The 18,970-nt window shown below is 38.2% G+C and carries 21 protein-coding genes; 7 read left to right on the plus strand and 14 right to left on the minus strand.

Going from position 1 to position 18,970, the window contains the following annotated elements:
- Window positions 1–28: 28 nt before the first annotated feature.
- Window positions 29–1,975, minus strand: coding sequence for an ATP-dependent zinc metalloprotease FtsH (gene ftsH, locus JEP71_RS12975; protein ID WP_198620216.1), 1,947 nt, complete (start codon window positions 1,973–1,975; stop codon window positions 29–31).
- Between the two features lie 47 nt (window positions 1,976–2,022).
- Complete coding sequence (gene rlmE / locus JEP71_RS12980) at window positions 2,023–2,652, minus strand: 23S rRNA (uridine(2552)-2'-O)-methyltransferase RlmE (RefSeq protein ID WP_036939360.1); 630 nt, start codon at window positions 2,650–2,652, stop codon at window positions 2,023–2,025.
- Window positions 2,653–2,797: 145 nt separating this feature from the next.
- Between rlmE and yhbY the strand changes: the two genes are divergently transcribed.
- A complete protein-coding gene (gene yhbY, locus JEP71_RS12985; protein ID WP_036914752.1) occupies window positions 2,798–3,091 on the plus strand; it encodes a ribosome assembly RNA-binding protein YhbY in 294 nt (97 codons plus the stop codon).
- Window positions 3,092–3,211: 120 nt separating this feature from the next.
- On the opposite strand, the gene greA is transcribed toward yhbY, so the two are convergent.
- Complete coding sequence (gene greA, locus JEP71_RS12990) at window positions 3,212–3,688, minus strand: transcription elongation factor GreA (RefSeq protein ID WP_088493984.1); 477 nt, start codon at window positions 3,686–3,688, stop codon at window positions 3,212–3,214.
- Window positions 3,689–4,097: 409 nt separating this feature from the next.
- Between greA and dacB the strand changes: the two genes are divergently transcribed.
- Window positions 4,098–5,540: a serine-type D-Ala-D-Ala carboxypeptidase gene (gene dacB / locus JEP71_RS12995; RefSeq protein ID WP_198626352.1), complete on the plus strand. Its 1,443-nt coding sequence runs from the start codon at window positions 4,098–4,100 to the stop codon at window positions 5,538–5,540.
- Window positions 5,541–5,625: 85 nt separating this feature from the next.
- Here the strand turns inward: dacB and cgtA are convergent, their stop codons facing one another.
- The 3 genes from cgtA to rplU all read right to left on the minus strand — a co-directional run bounded on the left by cgtA (window position 5,626) and on the right by rplU (window position 7,514).
- Window positions 5,626–6,798: an Obg family GTPase CgtA gene (gene cgtA / locus JEP71_RS13000; protein WP_036914694.1), complete on the minus strand. Its 1,173-nt coding sequence runs from the start codon at window positions 6,796–6,798 to the stop codon at window positions 5,626–5,628.
- 130 nt (window positions 6,799–6,928) lie between these two features.
- Window positions 6,929–7,186: a 50S ribosomal protein L27 gene (gene rpmA / locus JEP71_RS13005; RefSeq protein WP_006535706.1), complete on the minus strand. Its 258-nt coding sequence runs from the start codon at window positions 7,184–7,186 to the stop codon at window positions 6,929–6,931.
- Between the two features lie 19 nt (window positions 7,187–7,205).
- Window positions 7,206–7,514 (minus strand): 50S ribosomal protein L21, encoded by a 309-nt coding sequence (rplU, locus tag JEP71_RS13010; RefSeq protein ID WP_006535707.1) that lies wholly within the window; start codon window positions 7,512–7,514, stop codon window positions 7,206–7,208.
- Window positions 7,515–7,777: 263 nt separating this feature from the next.
- On the opposite strand from rplU, the gene ispB reads away from it, so the two are divergent.
- Window positions 7,778–8,749: an octaprenyl diphosphate synthase gene (gene ispB, locus JEP71_RS13015; protein ID WP_196571106.1), complete on the plus strand. Its 972-nt coding sequence runs from the start codon at window positions 7,778–7,780 to the stop codon at window positions 8,747–8,749.
- Between the two features lie 49 nt (window positions 8,750–8,798).
- On the opposite strand, the gene JEP71_RS13020 is transcribed toward ispB, so the two are convergent.
- Both JEP71_RS13020 and JEP71_RS13025 read right to left on the minus strand, forming a co-directional pair.
- Complete coding sequence (locus tag JEP71_RS13020) at window positions 8,799–9,215, minus strand: DNA-binding protein (RefSeq protein WP_023583583.1); 417 nt, start codon at window positions 9,213–9,215, stop codon at window positions 8,799–8,801.
- Between the two features lie 82 nt (window positions 9,216–9,297).
- Entirely contained in the window at window positions 9,298–9,648 is a 351-nt protein-coding gene (locus JEP71_RS13025) for a DNA-binding protein (protein WP_109372684.1), read from the minus strand.
- 186 nt (window positions 9,649–9,834) lie between these two features.
- Between JEP71_RS13025 and JEP71_RS13030 the strand changes: the two genes are divergently transcribed.
- Entirely contained in the window at window positions 9,835–10,101 is a 267-nt protein-coding gene (locus JEP71_RS13030) for a helix-turn-helix domain-containing protein (RefSeq protein WP_198620218.1), read from the plus strand.
- Between the two features lie 102 nt (window positions 10,102–10,203).
- Here JEP71_RS13030 and mdh read toward each other — a convergent pair whose 3' ends face one another.
- Complete coding sequence (gene mdh / locus JEP71_RS13035) at window positions 10,204–11,142, minus strand: malate dehydrogenase (RefSeq protein WP_196533556.1); 939 nt, start codon at window positions 11,140–11,142, stop codon at window positions 10,204–10,206.
- Window positions 11,143–11,589: 447 nt separating this feature from the next.
- On the opposite strand from mdh, the gene argR reads away from it, so the two are divergent.
- Entirely contained in the window at window positions 11,590–12,060 is a 471-nt protein-coding gene (gene argR / locus JEP71_RS13040) for a transcriptional regulator ArgR (protein ID WP_006535714.1), read from the plus strand.
- Window positions 12,061–12,118: 58 nt separating this feature from the next.
- Here argR and mpl read toward each other — a convergent pair whose 3' ends face one another.
- Window positions 12,119–13,498 (minus strand): UDP-N-acetylmuramate:L-alanyl-gamma-D-glutamyl-meso-diaminopimelate ligase, encoded by a 1,380-nt coding sequence (mpl, locus tag JEP71_RS13045; protein ID WP_109372688.1) that lies wholly within the window; start codon window positions 13,496–13,498, stop codon window positions 12,119–12,121.
- Window positions 13,499–13,662: 164 nt separating this feature from the next.
- On the opposite strand from mpl, the gene fbp reads away from it, so the two are divergent.
- The gene (fbp, locus tag JEP71_RS13050) at window positions 13,663–14,670 is read left to right on the plus strand and encodes a class 1 fructose-bisphosphatase (RefSeq protein ID WP_023583589.1); all 1,008 of its coding nucleotides are present in this window, start codon (window positions 13,663–13,665) and stop codon (window positions 14,668–14,670) included.
- Window positions 14,671–14,869: 199 nt separating this feature from the next.
- Complete coding sequence (gene ppa / locus JEP71_RS13055) at window positions 14,870–15,397, plus strand: inorganic diphosphatase (RefSeq protein WP_072069581.1); 528 nt, start codon at window positions 14,870–14,872, stop codon at window positions 15,395–15,397.
- Between the two features lie 63 nt (window positions 15,398–15,460).
- On the opposite strand, the gene JEP71_RS13060 is transcribed toward ppa, so the two are convergent.
- The 4 genes from JEP71_RS13060 to JEP71_RS13075 form a co-directional block, all read right to left on the minus strand.
- Entirely contained in the window at window positions 15,461–16,663 is a 1,203-nt protein-coding gene (locus JEP71_RS13060; protein ID WP_198626353.1) for an MFS transporter, read from the minus strand.
- Window positions 16,664–16,671: 8 nt separating this feature from the next.
- Window positions 16,672–17,964: a dTDP-4-dehydrorhamnose 3,5-epimerase family protein gene (locus tag JEP71_RS13065; protein WP_198620220.1), complete on the minus strand. Its 1,293-nt coding sequence runs from the start codon at window positions 17,962–17,964 to the stop codon at window positions 16,672–16,674.
- Window positions 17,965–18,013: 49 nt separating this feature from the next.
- Entirely contained in the window at window positions 18,014–18,283 is a 270-nt protein-coding gene (locus tag JEP71_RS13070) for an XRE family transcriptional regulator (protein ID WP_198620221.1), read from the minus strand.
- Between the two features lie 337 nt (window positions 18,284–18,620).
- Window positions 18,621–18,968 (minus strand): gamma-glutamylcyclotransferase family protein, encoded by a 348-nt coding sequence (locus tag JEP71_RS13075; protein WP_109372692.1) that lies wholly within the window; start codon window positions 18,966–18,968, stop codon window positions 18,621–18,623.
- Window positions 18,969–18,970 lie beyond the last annotated feature (2 nt).

Consider the following 18,970-nt stretch of genomic DNA (forward strand, 5'->3'; position numbering starts at 1 on the left):
TTACTCAATATGCGTAACCCAATAAGGATTAGTGAGTATTGTTATCAGAAGGCGTATCACTTTCTGACTCAGGCTTGTCTTTTGGCTCACTCGCTACATGCGTTTGTGCTGGCTGGGCAGTAGTCGTTGCACCACTATTGCCATTATTGCCTTCCCAACCCGCAGGTGGACGAACATCACGACGATTCATTAAATCATCAATTTGAGGCGCATCGATAGTTTCATAAGTCATCAGTGCATCTTTCATTGAGTGTAGAATATCAAGGTTGTCCATTAAGATCTGACGAGCACGAACATAGTTACGATCAACGATAGCTTTAATTTCTTCGTCAATTGTACGAGCTGTTTCATCAGACATATGTTGCGCTTTAGCAACAGAACGACCTAAGAACACTTCACCTTCTTCTTCTGCGTACAGCAATGGCCCTAATTTTTCAGAGAAACCCCACTGTGTCACCATGTTACGTGCAATATTGGTTGCAACTTTGATGTCATTAGAAGCACCCGTAGAAACATGCTCTACACCATAGATAATTTCTTCAGCTAAACGGCCACCGTAAAGTGTTGAAATTTGGCTCTCTAACTTCTGACGGCTCGCACTAATTTGGTCGCCTTCAGGTAAGAAGAAAGTCACACCTAATGCACGTCCACGAGGAATAATCGTCACTTTATGCACAGGATCATGTTCAGGTACTAAACGACCAATAATTGCGTGACCAGCTTCATGATAAGCGGTTGATGCTTTTTGTTCTTCAGTCATCACCATTGAACGGCGCTCTGCACCCATCATTATCTTATCTTTCGCTTTCTCAAACTCGACCATTGAGACAACACGTTTATTACCACGAGCAGCAAATAAAGCCGCTTCGTTAACTAAGTTAGCTAAGTCAGCACCAGAGAAACCTGGAGTACCACGCGCTAAAATTGCTGGATCAACATCTGGTGATAAAGGTACGCGACGCATATGGACTTTAAGTATTTGCTCACGTCCACGCACATCAGGTAAACCAACAACCACTTGACGGTCAAAACGACCTGGACGAAGTAATGCTGGGTCTAACACATCTGGACGGTTCGTTGCCGCGATAACGATAATTCCTTCATTACCTTCAAAACCATCCATTTCAACTAGCATTTGGTTCAGTGTTTGTTCACGTTCATCATGACCACCGCCTAAACCAGCACCACGTTGACGACCAACCGCATCGATTTCATCGATAAAGATAATACAAGGTGCTGCTTTTTTAGCTTGTTCAAACATATCACGAACACGAGAAGCACCCACACCCACGAACATTTCAACGAAATCAGAACCTGAAATGGTAAAGAATGGGACTTTAGCTTCACCCGCGATGGCTTTTGCTAATAATGTTTTACCTGTACCTGGAGGCCCTACCATCAGAATACCTTTAGGGATTTTACCCCCTAACTTCTGGAAACGACCTGGATCACGTAAATACTCAACTAATTCGCTTACTTCTTCTTTCGCTTCATCACAACCCGCTACATCAGCAAAGGTTGTTTTGATTTGGTCTTCTGTCAACATGCGCGCCTTGCTTTTACCGAAAGACATCGCACCTTTACCGCCACCACCTTGCATTTGGCGCATAAAGAAAATCCAAAGACCAATCAGTAATAGCATTGGGAACCAAGACACAAAAATTTGAGTCAGAAGGCTTTGGCCTTCAAGTGGTTCACCCGTTACTTTTACATTACGGTTCATTAAAGTGGTCAGCAGGTTATCATCACGCATAGGCATATACGTGCTGTACTTTGAGTTATCTGTTTTAGTTACATTAATATCATAACCACTTATGCTGACCTCGCGTAATTGGTTATTAGTTAACTCATTGATAAAGGTAGAGTAATCCACCTTACGACTATTCGAATCGCTGGGTCCGAAGCTCTGGAATAATGACATCAAAACGACTGCAATAACTAGCCAGAGGATCAGGTTTTTCGCCATGTCACTCAAGGGATTAACCTCATATTACAACTGTGTTAACAAATAGCTTTAGGGTACTAAAGTTTACGCCCTGTGGCTACAATATATACCTCACGAGAACGAGACCGCGAAGCGTCTGGTTTACGAACTTTCACTTTCGTAAACAGGGAGCGTATTTGCCCCAGGTATTCATCAAAGCCTTCTCCCTGAAACACTTTGACAATAAAACTTCCCCCGGGAGCCAGTACATCACGACACATATCAAGCGCTAACTCTACTAAATACATGGATCGAGGGATATCGACCGCGGGTGTACCGCTCATGTTTGGAGCCATGTCAGACATGACAACCTGGACTTTGTTTTCACCTACTCTATCAAGCAACGCCTTCAACACAAGTTCATCACGAAAATCGCCTTGAAGGAAATCGACTCCAACAATAGGATCCATAGGTAAAAGGTCACATGCGATAATTCGACCTTTGCTTCCTAACTGCTGTACAACATATTGAGACCACCCACCTGGGGCTGCTCCTAAATCGACAACGGTCATACCTGGTTTAAAGATATTGTCGCTTTGCTGAATTTCTTCCAGTTTAAACCAAGCACGAGAGCGAAACCCTTTTTTCTTTGCTTGCTGAACATATTTATCACTAAAATGTTCTTGTAACCAGCGGCTAGAGCTTGCCGAACGTTTCTTATTGGCCATTGCGTTTTCCAACTATCATACACTTAGCTATCAAAATTTTTACTCTTTCACTCATTTAACCTCGTCTTAACGACATTTTATGGTGATAAGTGAGAGATGGCGTTAGAATAGATCGTTTTCAATCCCAACAAAGCAAAAATTAATGATGACTCTTAACAAAAAACAAATTCAACACCTGAAAGGGCTCGCTCATCACCTGAATCCAGTCGTTATGATTGGTAACAACGGGCTGACTGAAGGCGTTCTTGCAGAAATTGAACTCGCTCTGGCACACCATGAGCTTATCAAAGTCAAAATCGCAGGCGAAGACCGAGATGTTAAAAACTTGATCGTAGCAGCGATTGTACGCGAAAGCGGTGCACAGAATGTACAAGTTATCGGAAAAATTCTTGTTCTTTATCGTCCTTCAGAAGCACGTAAGATCATTTTACCGAAATAAAACTTGTATCTTTATATAAAAATGCCATAAGTAACTCTATGGCAAAAAAGGCCTTTTAAGGCCTTTTTTATATTACCACAGGATAACAGTCTAGTTTTCTATAGAAACGTAAATTACAAATTAAATATATTCTACGTTTAAAACTTCATACTCGACTTGTCCACCAGGTGTTGTGATAACCACGACATCATCTAACTCTTTACCAATTAACCCACGCGCAATCGGTGAGTTAACAGAGATTAAGTTTTCTTTAATGTTCGCTTCATCATCACCCACAATGCGGTAAGTTTGCTCTTCTTCAGTCTCAACATTCAATAGTGTCACTGTTGAACCAAAAATAATACGACCATTGTTATTCATCTTTGTAATATCAATGACTTGAGCATTTGATAATTTTGCTTCAATTTCTTGTATGCGGCCTTCACAGAAACCTTGTTGCTCTCTTGCAGCATGATATTCCGCGTTTTCTTTTAAGTCTCCATGTTCACGAGCTTCAGCGATAGCAGCAATAATCTCGGGACGACGAACACCTTTTAAATATTCCAGCTCTTCGCGTAATTTTTCTGCACCTAGAACTGTCATAGGGATCTGATTCATGTGTTAATACCTCAATACTATTCCTAATAAAAAATAGGTATCATCCTGATTTTTTATACTAACAACACAGAGAAAAGGATCTATTTACTCTTCTCAAGACAAAAAAAGACACAGGCAACCTTAAATTGGGCCTGTCTCTACATATATTCGGTAAATGAGGGGACGCTATTATATTCCCAACTCATGCTATTGGGACGTAAACTAAACCTCCCATACTTAAAACTAAATCTAACACAACAGACGCATTGCTTCACGCCTTATCTCTCTTTATAAAGAGATAAACAGACTTTTTCCGATAATGAGCTAATCCTGCTTGTTACCGTTTACTTTTGCCCTCATTGCCCTTTAGTATTAGCCTCTGGCAATCAATACTGTAACGTTACACGCTATAGTCACGGATAGAGAAATTATGCACTTACTATCAACATTTCGACGGATACTTTACACATTAAGTATCATTAGTTTTTCAACCCAAGCAATACCTGTTGAAAACTACACATCCCTTCTTCCTGAAGGAACACAAGTAGGTTTAATAACTCAACCCGTTGGCGCGGCTTCTCCTAATCTTAACTATCATGCCGAGCAATTAGCACTTCCAGCAAGTACTCAGAAAGTGGTGACTGCACTTACTGCATTACTTCAATTAGGTGGAAATTATCAATTCACCACAACAATGGAAACAGAAGGCAAGATAAAAGACAATCAGCTTAATGGTGATTTGATCTTTCGTTTTACTGGCGATCCTACATTAACCCGTCAGCAATTAAGAGCAATGGTTGCCATATTAAAGCAATCAGGTGTTACAAAAGTGCATGGTGATTTGCTTATTGATACTTCTGCTTTTTCAAGCCACGACAAGGCCCCAGGTTGGGTTTGGAATGATCTGACACAATGCTTTAGTGCCCCTCCTAGTGCTGCAATTGTTGATAAGAACTGCTTTTCCGTCTTACTGCAAAGTGGCAAAAAAGAAGGTGATATTGCCACAATACGTAAAGCTTCTTTCTATCCTGTCACTGTTTTAAGTGAAGTTGAAACTTATGAGAAAGGATCAACTCGTACCCGTTTTTGTGAATTAGATGTCACGGTTCGTGACTTAAATACCTATGTAATCACAGGTTGTATTCCTAAACGTGATGATGCAGTACCTTTAATGTTTTCTATTCAAGATGGTGCTCATTGGGCGGGTACAATTTTAAAAGAAGAGTTACAACGCGCCAATATTGAACTTGATGGATATATCAAACGTCGATCTCAACTAAAAGCGCCTGTTACTGTACTGGCACAGACACAATCAAAACCGTTACATAGCTTACTGACGACCATGCTAAAAGAGTCTGACAATATGATTGCAGATACCGTATTTAGAACTATTGGTCGTGAGTATTATGGCGTTGCAGGTACTTGGCGCTCTGGCGCAGAAGCAACCCGCGCTATTTTAAAACAAAAAGCCGGAATTGATTTAGCAAATACCGTTATAGTTGATGGCTCTGGTCTTTCTCGCCATAACCTCATTTCACCTGCAACCATGATGCAAATCCTTCAATATATTGGAGTACATGAAAGTGAATTAAACTTTATCACTATGCTTCCCCTTGCAGGACATGACGGTACATTACAATATCGAGGCGGTTTTCATGAAGCGGGTGTGGATGGCAAGGTTTCTGCCAAAACGGGATCATTAAAAGGGGTTTACAATCTAGCGGGCTTTATGACCACGGCAAATGGGCAAAAAGTTGCGTTTGTACAATACGTTTCGGCGTATTCACCTCCTACACAGAATCGCAATGCTGGACGTGCTTATTTAGTGCGTTTTGAAACTAATCTGTATAAAGATATGTACAACAACCGCTAGATTTACACTCAGTAAATGTAGTCAATGTATATGAAAAACGCCTGATTAATCAGGCGTTTTTATTTTATCATGATGAAAATAATGATTAACGTTGGTAGATAAACTCGATACCGTCGTCATCCTCTTCATCCCAATCATCATCGTCATCTTCTTCGAAATCAGGATTTTCTAGTTGTTCTTTATGGTAATCATCCCACATAAAGTCAACTTTTCCTGGCTCTGCTTTTGTTGCAACAATATCTTGCTCACGCGGAGTAACATTCAGGAATTCCATGATATTCCAGCAAAGTTTTTTCACACCTTCTTGGTTGATTGCCGCTATCATGTAATAGTTTTCATCCCAACCTAGCGCTTCAACAATTGCTTTTGCCTTCTCTTTTGCTTCTTCAGCATCAAGAAGATCAACTTTATTGAACACTAACCAACGTGGTTTTTGTGCTAATTTTTCGCTGTATTTCTCTAATTCAGAGATAATAATTTTTGCATTTTCCACAGGATCCGATCCATCAATAGGATCAATGTCGATCAAGTGTAATAACACACGACAGCGTTCTAAGTGTTTTAAGAATTGGATCCCAAGACCTGCACCATCAGCAGCGCCTTCGATTAATCCGGGAATATCTGCAACCACAAAGCTTTGGTGATTATCCATACGCACCACACCTAGGCTTGGTACTAATGTTGTAAATGGATAATCAGCAACTTTAGGTTTTGCTGCTGATACTGCACGAATAAATGTAGATTTGCCCGCATTTGGCATACCAAGCATACCCACATCAGCTAATAACATTAGCTCTAATAGGACTTCGCGAGATTCACCTGGCGTTCCCATTGTACGTTGACGTGGAGCACGGTTCACCGACGATTTAAAACGCGTATTACCTAAACCGTGGAAACCACCTTTAGCAACCATTTGCTTTTGACCGTGAGCAGTCAAGTCAGCAATGACTTCATTTGTTGCTAAATCACGGACACGCGTTCCGACAGGAACACTGATAGTAATATCTTGACCACGCTTACCGGTGCAATCACGGCTGTGGCCATTTTCACCACGCTCTGCACGATAAGATTTAGTAAAACGGTAATCAATTAAGGTGTTAAGGTTTTCGTCTGCAATCATGTAGACATCACCACCATCACCACCATCACCACCGTCTGGTCCCCCGTTAGGGATATATTTTTCGCGACGAAAGCTTACACAGCCGTTACCACCATCGCCCGCGACGATTAGGATCTTGGCCTCATCAACAAATTTCATGATTTTACTCCGTATAGTAGCCATTAACGTGCTGGATGGCCGAAATTACCCAGAGATGGCCTTTTTTAAATATAAAAAGCCCCGCAACAGATTTGCAGGGCTTTTGACTCGGTGCTTAAAGGACCAGTAATTATTCAGCTTCGATGCTGATAAATTTACGGTTGTTTGGACCTTTAACTTCGAACTTAATTTTTCCGTCAGCTAATGCAAACAGGGTGTGGTCACGACCACAACCAACGTTAGTACCTGCATGGAACTTAGTACCACGTTGACGAACGATGATGCTACCTGCTAATACAGCTTCACCACCGAAACGTTTAACACCCAGACGTTTTGCTTCGGAATCACGACCGTTACGAGTCGAGCCGCCAGCCTTTTTATGTGCCATTGAACTACTCTCCTAAACCTTAAGCGATACCAGTGATTTTAACATCAGTAAACCACTGACGGTGGCCCTGTTGTTTACGGCTGTGTTTACGACGACGGAACTTAACAATCTTAACTTTATCGCCGCGACCGTGAGCAACCACTTCCGCTTTAACTTTAACGCCCGCAAGGATTGGAGCGCCAATTTGAATGTCATCGCCATTAGCGACCATCATTACAGTATCAAACTCGATTGTTTCGCCAGTAGCTACTTCCAGCTTCTCTAAACGAATAGTTTGACCTTCGCTGACTCGGTGTTGTTTACCACCACTTTGGAAAACCGCGTACATATAAACTCCGCTTTCCGCACACTCCCAATATGTATAATTTGAGTGCACAATTAAAATATTCACATAGGGCGCGAATTCTACGCAAATTTAGTGCCGATGACAAGTACAGATCGCAAACTAGCGTTAAAAAAAAGAGTTTTTTACACGATATTTATTTCAGCCATTTTTAAAGTACAATCTAAATTATAAGAGAGTAAAATCTATGGCATGATCATTTTTTATTAATAATAACGCGCTCATTGGCGAGCCAAAGTCGAAAAAACATGAATTTAGAATCTATTATAAAACTAACATCCGCTGATATGACTGCGGTAAATGAGGCAATCCTTTACCAGCTTAATTCAGATGTTTCTTTGATAAACCAACTTGGTTACTACATCATTAGTGGTGGTGGTAAAAGGATCCGACCAATGATCGCAGTGCTCACTGGACGAGCATTGGACTATCAAGGTGACAAACATATCTCGGTCGCAGCGCTTATCGAATTTATTCATACTGCAACGTTGTTACATGATGATGTTGTTGATGAATCTGATATGCGCAGAGGAAAACAAACGGCAAATGCCGTCTTTGGAAATGCTGCCAGTGTACTTGTTGGCGACTTTATTTATACACGATCCTTTCAGATGATGACGGATCTTGATTCGATGCGTGTATTAAAATTAATGTCTAACGCCACCAATGTGATCGCTGAAGGTGAAGTTTTACAATTAATGAATTGTAACGATCCCGACATTTCTGAAGATGACTATATGCAAGTTATCTACAGCAAAACAGCTCGTCTCTTTGAAGCGGCTTCTCATGCATCAGCGATCCTTTCAGGTGCGACACCTGAGCAAGAAAAAGCATTCCAAGATTATGGTCGTTATCTTGGGACTGCTTTCCAGCTCATTGACGATTTACTTGATTATGATGCAGATAACAACCAGTTGGGTAAAAACACTGGTGATGATCTTGATGAAGGTAAACCAACGTTGCCATTACTTCATGCTATGCATAACGGCAATGAAGAAGAATCCCAATTAATTCGCCAAGCCATTGAACAAGGTAATGGCCGCCATTTATTGGATACTGTTTTAAATACTATGAAACAGTGTGGCTCTTTGGAATATACCCGCCAAAAAGCAGAAGAAGAAGCAGACAAAGCGATTGAAGCTTTATCAATTATACCTGACTCACCGTATAAAGATGCGCTTATTGGGCTTGCTCACGTCGCTGTACAACGTCAATCATAACTTTGATATATAATCCCTATTAGTTATGTAAAGAAGCCCGCTAGAGCAACTACGTCGACTCTGGTGGGCTTTTTAATTTATTGAGAACTTCTTCGTTTTCTCGTTCAATAGCATCTTGATTATCTGCATCAATATAACTAATGAGCTTTGCTAATCCTTCACGGAGCACAAATTTTACAATTTTCTCTCGTTCTGATTTAGTCAGTTGATAATAGGCTTCAACCCAAATCAAAAAGGCATCCTGACGTTTCGATAAATACTCAGCCGGAGGTTCATGTGCAGCGAGCACACTGATCACCTCATCAGGCAGACTTTTTACAGAATACTCAACAGCTTTTCCCTGCACACCACGTTTACGACGGTTTTCCCATCCTTCACGACGCGCCATCAAGTTAACTCCCTGCGGTGAGTTAGGTAACCCCGCAAGCCCCACTAATTCTTTCGCTGTATACCATTCTTTTTTCATGATCTCATCTCACATTCAACTAAGAGGTTAGTCAGATAGATATCTGTTGCGGATAACGCAATAATAGATTCTTTAAAATCGCTTAATCATTGACGACTTTTTCTAAAAAACTTCTAATACCATCCCGCAATATCAGCTCTGTTAAGGTTTTTTGTTCACCATCATTTAGTTGTTGGAATGCTTTCACCCAGATAACGAGTGGCTCCTCTTTTTTATTTAATTTGTAATGTGCTAATGGCTCATAAAGTTCTAGAGCAATTAAAGTTTCTTCTGGTAAACAAGAATAATGATATTCAACACCATTACCTTGCTTATTTTTTACATTCTGTTTTTGCCAAGATTCGCGTCTTGCTTTTGAATTTATACCTTGTGGTGATTTAGGTAATCCACCTATACCCGTCAATTCCTTTGCCGTATACCACTCTTTTTTCATTATGTTTCTCTAAAATTGTTATCAACTTCAAAAAAGAAATTATTAAGAAAAAAATCAGAAATCTTTTTAGAAAAATAATGTTATTTTATTTTCTAAATAATCAGTTTAAATGCTTTAGGACATTTCTAATAAACTGTTATTTATACCACTAACACAGCAATTAATTTTATAGAAAAAGGATTAAAAATGATTTCAAGGAAATCTGATTGGCATCCTGCCGATATTATTGCCGCACTTAGAAAACGAGGAACAACACTTGCTGCCATCTCTCGCCAAGCAGGGTTAAGCTCTTCAACACTCGCTAATGCGCTATCACGCCCTTGGCCTAAAGGAGAAAAAATCATTGCTGATTATCTTGGTATCTCCCCCTCTGAAATTTGGCCTAGCCGTTATTTTCACCCTGAAACAGGAGAATTACTTGAGCGAAAGATTCGTACCAAAACTAATAATTAACTAATAATTACAGACATTATAATTAATAAAAAAAACCGCTGATATAGTATCAGCGGTTTTTATTTAAATTTGCATTATTTTTATAGCAAAAAAAGTATTTCTTTATTTATTAATAAATTCTTCACCAAGAATTATATCTTTTTTCAATACATCTAACATGCCATTAAGAGATTGCTTTTCAAAATCACTTAATTTACCAATAGATAAATATTCCTCTACACCGTTTTTACCTAAAAGAATAGGTTGTGCAAAGAAACGGGCATATTCTCCGTCACCTTCTGTATAGGTACATTCAATAACATTTTTCTCGCCATTTAGAGCGCGAATTAATGAAAGACCAAAACGAGCCGCTGCTTGGCCCATTGATAATGTAGCTGATCCGCCACCAGCTTTTGCTTCTACTACCTCAGTACCTGCATTTTGAATGCGTTTAGTCAGTGCAGCAATTTCATCATCAGTAAATGAAACGCCATCAACTTGAGATAATAGAGGAAGGATAGTCACACCAGAGTGTCCACCGATTACAGGAACATTGGTTTTTTGTGGATCTTTACCTTTTAGTTCAGCGACAAAGGTATTGGCGCGAATAATGTCGAGTGTAGTAATTCCGAAGAGACGTTTTTTATCATAAACGCCTGCTTTTTTGAGTACTTCAGCGGCAATAGCAACCGTTGTATTCACTGGATTAGTAATGATACCGATAAGTGCTTTAGGGCAGTTTTGTGCAACCTTTTCAATTAAGTTACGCACAATACCCGCGTTAACATTGAAAAGATCTGAACGATCCATGCCTGGCTTACGGGCAACACCCGCAGAAATCAGAACAACATCAGCGCCTTTTAGTGCAGGAGAAGGATCTTCACCCGCAAAACCTTTTACAGTAACTTGAGTCGGGATATGGCTTAAGTCAGCTGCGACACCCGGCGTGACGGGAGCGATATCATATAAAGAGAGTTCACTACCAGCAGGAAGCTGGTTTTTAAGAAGAAGTGCCAGTGCTTGACCAATACCACCTGCTGCACCGAGAACTGCTACTTTCATTCTGATACTCCTTAGTTTACAAGATAGTGGAACGCCTTAGAGATATTCACTATTACGCAATTCACCTTGTAAAAAACAATTATTTAACAGCAATATTGCATAATAAGGCATTTACAGTGAAAAATAATACCTTGGTTATTCTAAACAAATTGCTTATCTGTTAATGAGATAGTGGACACTCTTTTGATAAATAATTTCAATAAACATGACAAAGTGTTAAGTACACCATCATCCTTATGATAATCATTTAACCTTATCATTTATTTAACAAATATTTTACCTTCCTTAAATTATCACATTCACGCGCCGTAAATAAATTTTTTTTGCAGTACATTCTACTTTACAATTTTGAGGAGGCTATCACGCGCCTTTCTTCGTCTTTTGTTGCATAAAAATTCACTTCTCTGCATAATACACAGGTTATTGATAACTCACTAAAGGTGAACTATGCGCGTTCCTTCTAAGCAAGAAGACTTGGTTAAAGCGTTTAAAGCCCTGCTGAAAGAAGAAAAATTCAGTTCACAAGGCGAGATTGTGACTGCATTACAAGAGGCTGGATTTGATAATATTAATCAGTCCAAAATCTCTCGTATGCTAACAAAATTTGGTGCAGTAAGAACCCGTAACGCCAAAATGGAAATGGTTTATTGTCTTCCTACTGAGCTTGGCGTACCAACAGCAAGCAGCCCACTAAAAAATCTGGTACTCGATATCGATCATAACCATTCTGTTGTGGTGATAAGAACAAGTCCGGGTGCGGCACAACTTATTGCACGTTTATTAGATTCATTAGGCAAAGCAGAAGGGATCCTTGGCAGTATTGCGGGTGATGACACCATTTTTTCAACACCGGCACCAGGATTTTCCACAGAAGAATTACGAGACGCTATTCTGAATCTTTTTGATCAGGAATTATAATTAGCCTTTCTACAGCTTCAAAAAATAAGCCACTGAATTTTCAGTGGCTTATTTATTTTTAATACTGGCTATCAAGATCTTTAGGCTGTGCTAATTTTGCGAGCAGTTTTTCGTGAATACCACCAAAACCGCCATTACTCATAATCAAAATATGATCGCCCGCTTGAGCTTCTTTCGCAATCATATCGACTAATGTATCAAGATCCGTACTCCAACGAGCAGGTTGTACACAATGCTCTGCAATGTCACTCACTAACCACTGAATATTAGGTGGCTGAAATAAAAAGACTTCATCAGCACGACCTAATGCAGGTGCGATATCATCCTTGCTAATTCCCATTTTCATGGTATTTGAACGAGGCTCTAACACCGCAATAATACGAGCAGTTCCACCGACTTTACTGCGTAACGCTTCAAGCGTTGCCAAAATCGCTGTGGGATGATGTGCAAAGTCATCATAAACACTTATTTGGTTAACCTCACCACGTAGCTCTAAGCGACGACGCGCATTAATAAACTTATCTAACGCTTCACAAGCATCAGCAGGTAAAACACCAACATGATGCGCTGCAACAATCGCCATTAAGCCATTTTGCATGTTGTGTTCACCAGAAAGTCCCCAACACACTTCACCAACTCGCTCACCTTTGTGAAATACCTCAAAATGACTACTGTCATTACTGAGTTTTTTAGCTTGCCAATCTCCTGTTTCACCTGTGAATTCTTGTTCACTCCAGCATCCCATACCAATGGTCTGTTTTAAATTCATATCGCTATCAGGCATGATGATTTTTCCTGTGCCTGGGACGATACGAACTAAATGATGGAATTGTTTTTGAATTGCCGCTAAATCATCAAAAATATCGGCGTGATCGAACTCAAGATTATTTAAAATCAGTGTGCGTGGAGAATAATGAACAAATTTAGAGCGTTTATCAAAGAAAGCACTATCATATTCATCAGCTTCAATCACAAAGAAAGGGCTTTCGCCTAACTGTGCAGATACTTGGAAATTACCCGGTACACCACCAATTAAAAAACCAGGTTTATAACCACAGTCTTCTAAAACCCAAGCCAGCATACCTGCTGTTGTGGTTTTACCGTGGGTTCCAGCAACGGCTAACACCCAACGTTCAGGTAAAATATAATCATGTAACCACTGAGGGCCTGAGGTATAAGGTAAACCTTTTTCAAGTACAGCTTCAACACAAGGATTTCCTCGTGTCATCGCATTACCAATAATCACCATGTCAGGGGCAGGTTCTAATTGTTTTGGGTCATATCCCTCAATCAGTTCGATTCCCTGATTTTCTAATAAAGTACTCATGGGTGGATAGACATTAGCATCTGAGCCTGTGACTTTATGTCCCTTCGCTCTAGCTAAAATGGCAAGACTTCCCATAAAGGTGCCACAAATACCAAGAATATGAATGTGCATGAATTTCTGTCCAATAGCATGAAGTTGGTCACTATTCTAACGATCAAAAAGCAGATAAGAAACGGATTAACCTTTGAATCGTGCGATTCTTTGGCTAAACTTGCCACCACCAAGGAGATTTTTCTCCTTTTTTACTTTACCCACTCACATTCAGGACCTGCGTCATGAAAACATTAGGCGAATTTATCGTCGAGAAACAACAAGATTTTCCCCATGCAACTGGCGAACTTACTGCATTACTTTCGGCGATTAAGCTTGGGGCTAAAATTATCCACCGTGATATTAACAAAGCAGGGTTAGTCGATATCCTTGGTACTAACGGTGTTTCTAATGTTCAAGGTGAAGCCCAGATGAAACTGGATCTTTACGCGAATGAGAAACTAAAAGCTGCATTAAAAGCGCGTGGTGAAGTTGCGGGTATCGGATCAGAAGAAGAAGATGATATTGTTATCTTTGAAGGTGATCGTGCTGAAAATGCTAAGTATGTTGTACTAATGGATCCTTTAGACGGTTCGTCGAATATTGATGTAAACGTTTCCGTCGGAACAATTTTCTCTATTTACCACCGTATTACGCCTATTGGCCAATCTGTCACTTTAGATGACTTCTTACAACCAGGTCATCGCCAAGTAGCCGCGGGCTATGTCGTTTATGGCTCATCAACCATGTTAGTTTATACAACAGGTTGTGGTGTTCATGCCTTTACTTACGATCCATCTTTAGGTGTATTCTGTTTATCTCATGAAAGCGTACATTTCCCACCAACAGGAAACATGTACTCAATCAACGAAGGTAACTACATCAAATTCCCATTAGGTGTAAAAAAATACATTAAGTATTGCCAAGAACAAGACGCAGCAACAAATCGCCCTTATACCACACGTTATATTGGCTCTTTAGTTGCTGATTTCCACCGCAACTTACTGAAGGGCGGTATTTATATTTACCCAAGTACTGCAAGCCACCCTACTGGTAAATTACGTTTACTCTATGAATGCAATCCAATGGCGTTCTTAGCCGAACAAGCTGGCGGTAAAGCAAGTAACGGTAAAGAGCGTATTCTTGATATCGAACCAAAAGAACTTCACCAACGTATGCCTTTCTTTGTAGGGACTAAATCGATGGTTGAACAAGCTGAAAGCTTTATGGCGCAATATCCAGACGAAGAATAATCCATTCGTTTAGCACTAACATAGATAAACCGGACTTCTTATTCGTCCGGTTTTTTCATCTTTGAAAATAACTCTTTCTTTTATTTGCTGCTTATTTTTACGTCAGAACGCAACATGTTCGGCAAAAAACGGGTATTGTTAAAAACTTTTCGCTATACTAAAGCCCACGTAAAATTAATTTTTTTATAGGAAATTTTTTATGAGCCTGAATCATGTTCCTGCTGGTAAAGAACTACCAGAAGATATCTATGTTGTTATTGAAATCCCAGCAAATGCTGATCCTATCAAATACGAAGTTGATAAAGAAAGTGGCGCACTGTTCGTTGACCGTTTTATGTCAACTGCAATGTTCTACCCATGCAACTACGGTTACATCAACAACACGTTATCTTTAGATGGTGACCCAGTAGACGTTCTGGTTCCAACTCCATATCCATTACAACCAGGTTCAGTTATTCGTTGCCGCCCTGTTGGCGTACTGAAAATGACTGACGAATCAGGTGAAGATGCGAAACTGGTTGCAGTTCCACACACTAAACTGAGCAAAGAATACGATCACATTAAAGATGTGACTGATCTGCCAGAGCTTTTAAAAGCACAAATCAAACATTTCTTTGAACACTACAAAGATTTAGAAGCAGGCAAATGGGTTAAAGTTGACGGTTGGGAAGGCGTAGAAGCAGCTAAAGCTGAAATTCTGTCTTCTTTCGAACGCGCTAAAAAATAATTCTGACCCACTCAGAATAACTAAGTGAATTATAACTTAATAATTTACTAATAAATAAGCTCTTCATTTTATTGAAGGGCTTTTTTTATGATAACGACGTCTCTTTTTTAAGCGTATTACAAGCAATCCACCACTTATCAATGTTATTCCTATAGAAATAATCATCAGTGTGTAAATAACGGTGACCTCCCCCATAGAGAAAAACAAAAGCCCACCAACAATGGGTAATATCATCTGATTTAATAAAATAATCAATGATGAAACGCTAGCGAGCTGATTTATGGGAATAATTTCTATTCTTAATATTCTCAGTATATTACCTGAAAAGACTTTTCCAATAATTGAAACCGCATAGCAAATAATAAATATAATTATTGAGCTTTGAAAAAACACAAGCAAAGAGGAACTTATAGTAATAATAGCAATTGAAATAATCGTTAACAACACTCTACTTATGTACTGATTTAAACAGCCATATAAATATGTTCCAAATACACCGAAGATCCCCGCAGCAATATCAATAAAACCATAGTATTTAATCGGTAAATTCATAACCTGATCAATTAACGCCGTTCCACTTGATTCAATTAAACCATCAAACATATTATTACCAATAGCAATAAAAACAGAAAATATCAGTATGGGTGAGGAAAAAATATAAATAAATTTTTTAGTAAAAAAGATTTTCTCTTCCGGGTTATTTATATTTTCAGGGTTAATCTCTTTTCTTGCATAAAAGAATAAAAAGAAAATAGCATTAATAAAATAGAATAGACACGGTATAACAAGTAAATACTTGTAGCCAAAATCAATAAGAACAATCCCCAATAATGGTCCAATGACCATACCTAAGAAATCCATTCTAGACATTAGATTAATATGATGCTCTTTATGATGACTTATCAACGCAATAATTTTTTCATAAGAAATCAATGTTTGTGAATTTCCAATAGAAATTAAACTACCAATCAAACCAAAACTTATCGCTATCATCAAATCAGATGTAAAATGAGTAATTAATAAAAATAAACACCCTACTATTTTACAACTATCAGAAATAACAGCGATAGGACGAATACCTAGACCATCAATATACTTACCAATAAGTGGTATTAAAAAAAGTCGAGGTAACCACCATAATGCGTATGTTAATCCTGAATATTCAATACTTGTTGTTAACTGATAAACAATAACGGGGGTAAGAAATACCATTAATCCATCAGCTGTTAAAACAAAAAAAAGCATATAAAAAAAGATAATACGCATAATAATAACTAAACCTTTTCTTTAATTAAGACTTTAATCGGTTTATTATTCTTGTCATATATAATAATTGACTTTGGTGTATGATGAGTAGGTTTCTGTTTAATTATCTCTTTTTGTTTAGAGACAATAAATTGATAATAACCTAAGTCAGCCTCTATTTTATTAGTGCAATATGCTTGATAATTTTTATTAGCAATTTCCCAGTCGATAACATCATGCCCTGGAATATACTCTTTTTCTTCATCTAAATAGATAACAGGCCGATTAACTGTAATAATATTAGCCATATTAAACAATGCATGAGCTACCCCACAGGGGATCACTAATTCCATATTAGGTAAAGGCTTGAACGTTATTTCATCTTCACAAAATAGAGTGGCGGAGCCTTCTCGCATGTCGACAAGTTTTAATGTTATCTCACTAGAAGCATCCCCTAAAAAAGTTAAATGGTCTTCTTGCCCTAGGTGTAAGCCATAAGAGTCAAAGTTGTAATCTTCATTACCATGTTCGACAAGATACATAGGCGATTTTCGTGTTAACGGAACGATGCCACTCTCTTTGCCTGTTTGCATGGTAGGTATGTCACGAAACGCCACACCTAAAATTTTTGATATAGGTAATTGCCGTTTCTGGTTTTCTGTTATTTTTTCTCTGAATCTTAAATTAACTTCATCGCCATCATCTAAACGAATTTTTCGTGTTTCTGAATGTAAAAAAGCATGTTGGCTTAAGATCTCATGTTGTATATCTGCTATTCGATGGTAGACCAGATCAGAGGCTTCCTCTGTCATAGGTTCATAACCATCAATATCATTAATATCAATATCTTCAGGAAGATTAATAACGTCATTATTTGGTGACCACATCAGTGCTTTACTCGCTAATTTATCTATCGGAGGTAAAAGTAAAGTGTAACTATTTAAAGTAAATATATTTTCTAAGTGATGAAAAGTATGAGCAACACCAGGAGGAATAATCAACGTTCTTGCCGATGAGGGCGTAATATAAAAGCTTAATCTTGATTTGAAAGTTGGTGAATTTTTACGACAATCGATAAACTTAGCGAGTATTTTTTTATTTTTATCGCCTAAAAAAGTTAATGTATCTTGTTGCCCTAGATGAATACCATATTGCCCATATTTAAATTCATTTTCACCATGATAAATAATATTAATCGGATAGGTCGTCGCGAAAGGAATAACATAAGAATCTTTTTTTCCATTATTAACTCGCCACCGAGAGATCCAATGTAATCCTACTATATTAATATTTTTATTTAACTCAATAATATCCTTATTCATTATTTTCTCCTTGAGTTAATAAAGCAGCCAGAAGGCTGCTTTATTTTAATTAAACACTGACTATTTCAATGTCATAACCTAATAAATTTGCGCTTTCTAGAAGTGAATCTAGATTAGATGTATTCAATTTTGAATATTTATCATCAGCGGGTGCATTTTTAATGCCAGCAAGATAAGCTAATTTATCAAATGCATCTTTTGCAGTTACTTTTGTTTGTAAAATCATATCAGTAAAGTGATGATTTTCTATATTTTGATTTTGCTTTACTTCTTTGGGAGGGGTTTTATAAAGGCGAGAAATCTCATTTAATTCATCCATAAAAGTACCTTATTAAAATTTATTTAATTATTCGCATACAATAAAATATTTTTCATTCTTTTACCCAAAAACTCAATTACTGTTTTAACATTAAGTTAATTTTATTGTCAATTAGCCACACCATTAATAAAATTCATATCTATATAGATAAATAAAAAAGTATTTATTTTAATTTCAATTTTTGAAAATAATTATTACTAATATTTTTTATAAACTTAATATAATTAAAAATATTATTGAATTAAAAAAATACTGACTATTCCATCAATAAAAACGGCTCGATATCACTATCGAGCCGTTTTCAGACATCTTTTCAGTAAAAGGTGAATCTGACCAATTACTCTTCTTCGTGACGTTTTAACCAGTCACCGCTTTTTATTTCACGTAAACCATCAACAGGCTTTTGATAAAGGTAGATCCAAGCACTGCCATAAGGCGTTGAAATCAGTTGGCGCTTGTAATCTTGATCGTTCTTTTTCAATTCATCAAGCTCTGTCAAAATAGAAGGCGTTATCCGATAAACTTCGCACTCTATTTCGCCATCACCTTCAACCACAGCAGGATAAAACCCTAAATCATAAAGTTTATACCCCACTAATTTATGCTCGCCTAATAGCTGCGCATAGGTCATCCAGTGATGGTTACCTTGGTTCTGACGTAAACTACCATAAACAATAATTCGCATAT

The sequence above is a fragment of the Proteus sp. PR00224 genome, from assembly GCF_016238105.1.
Taxonomy (GTDB): Bacteria; Pseudomonadota; Gammaproteobacteria; order Enterobacterales; family Enterobacteriaceae; genus Proteus.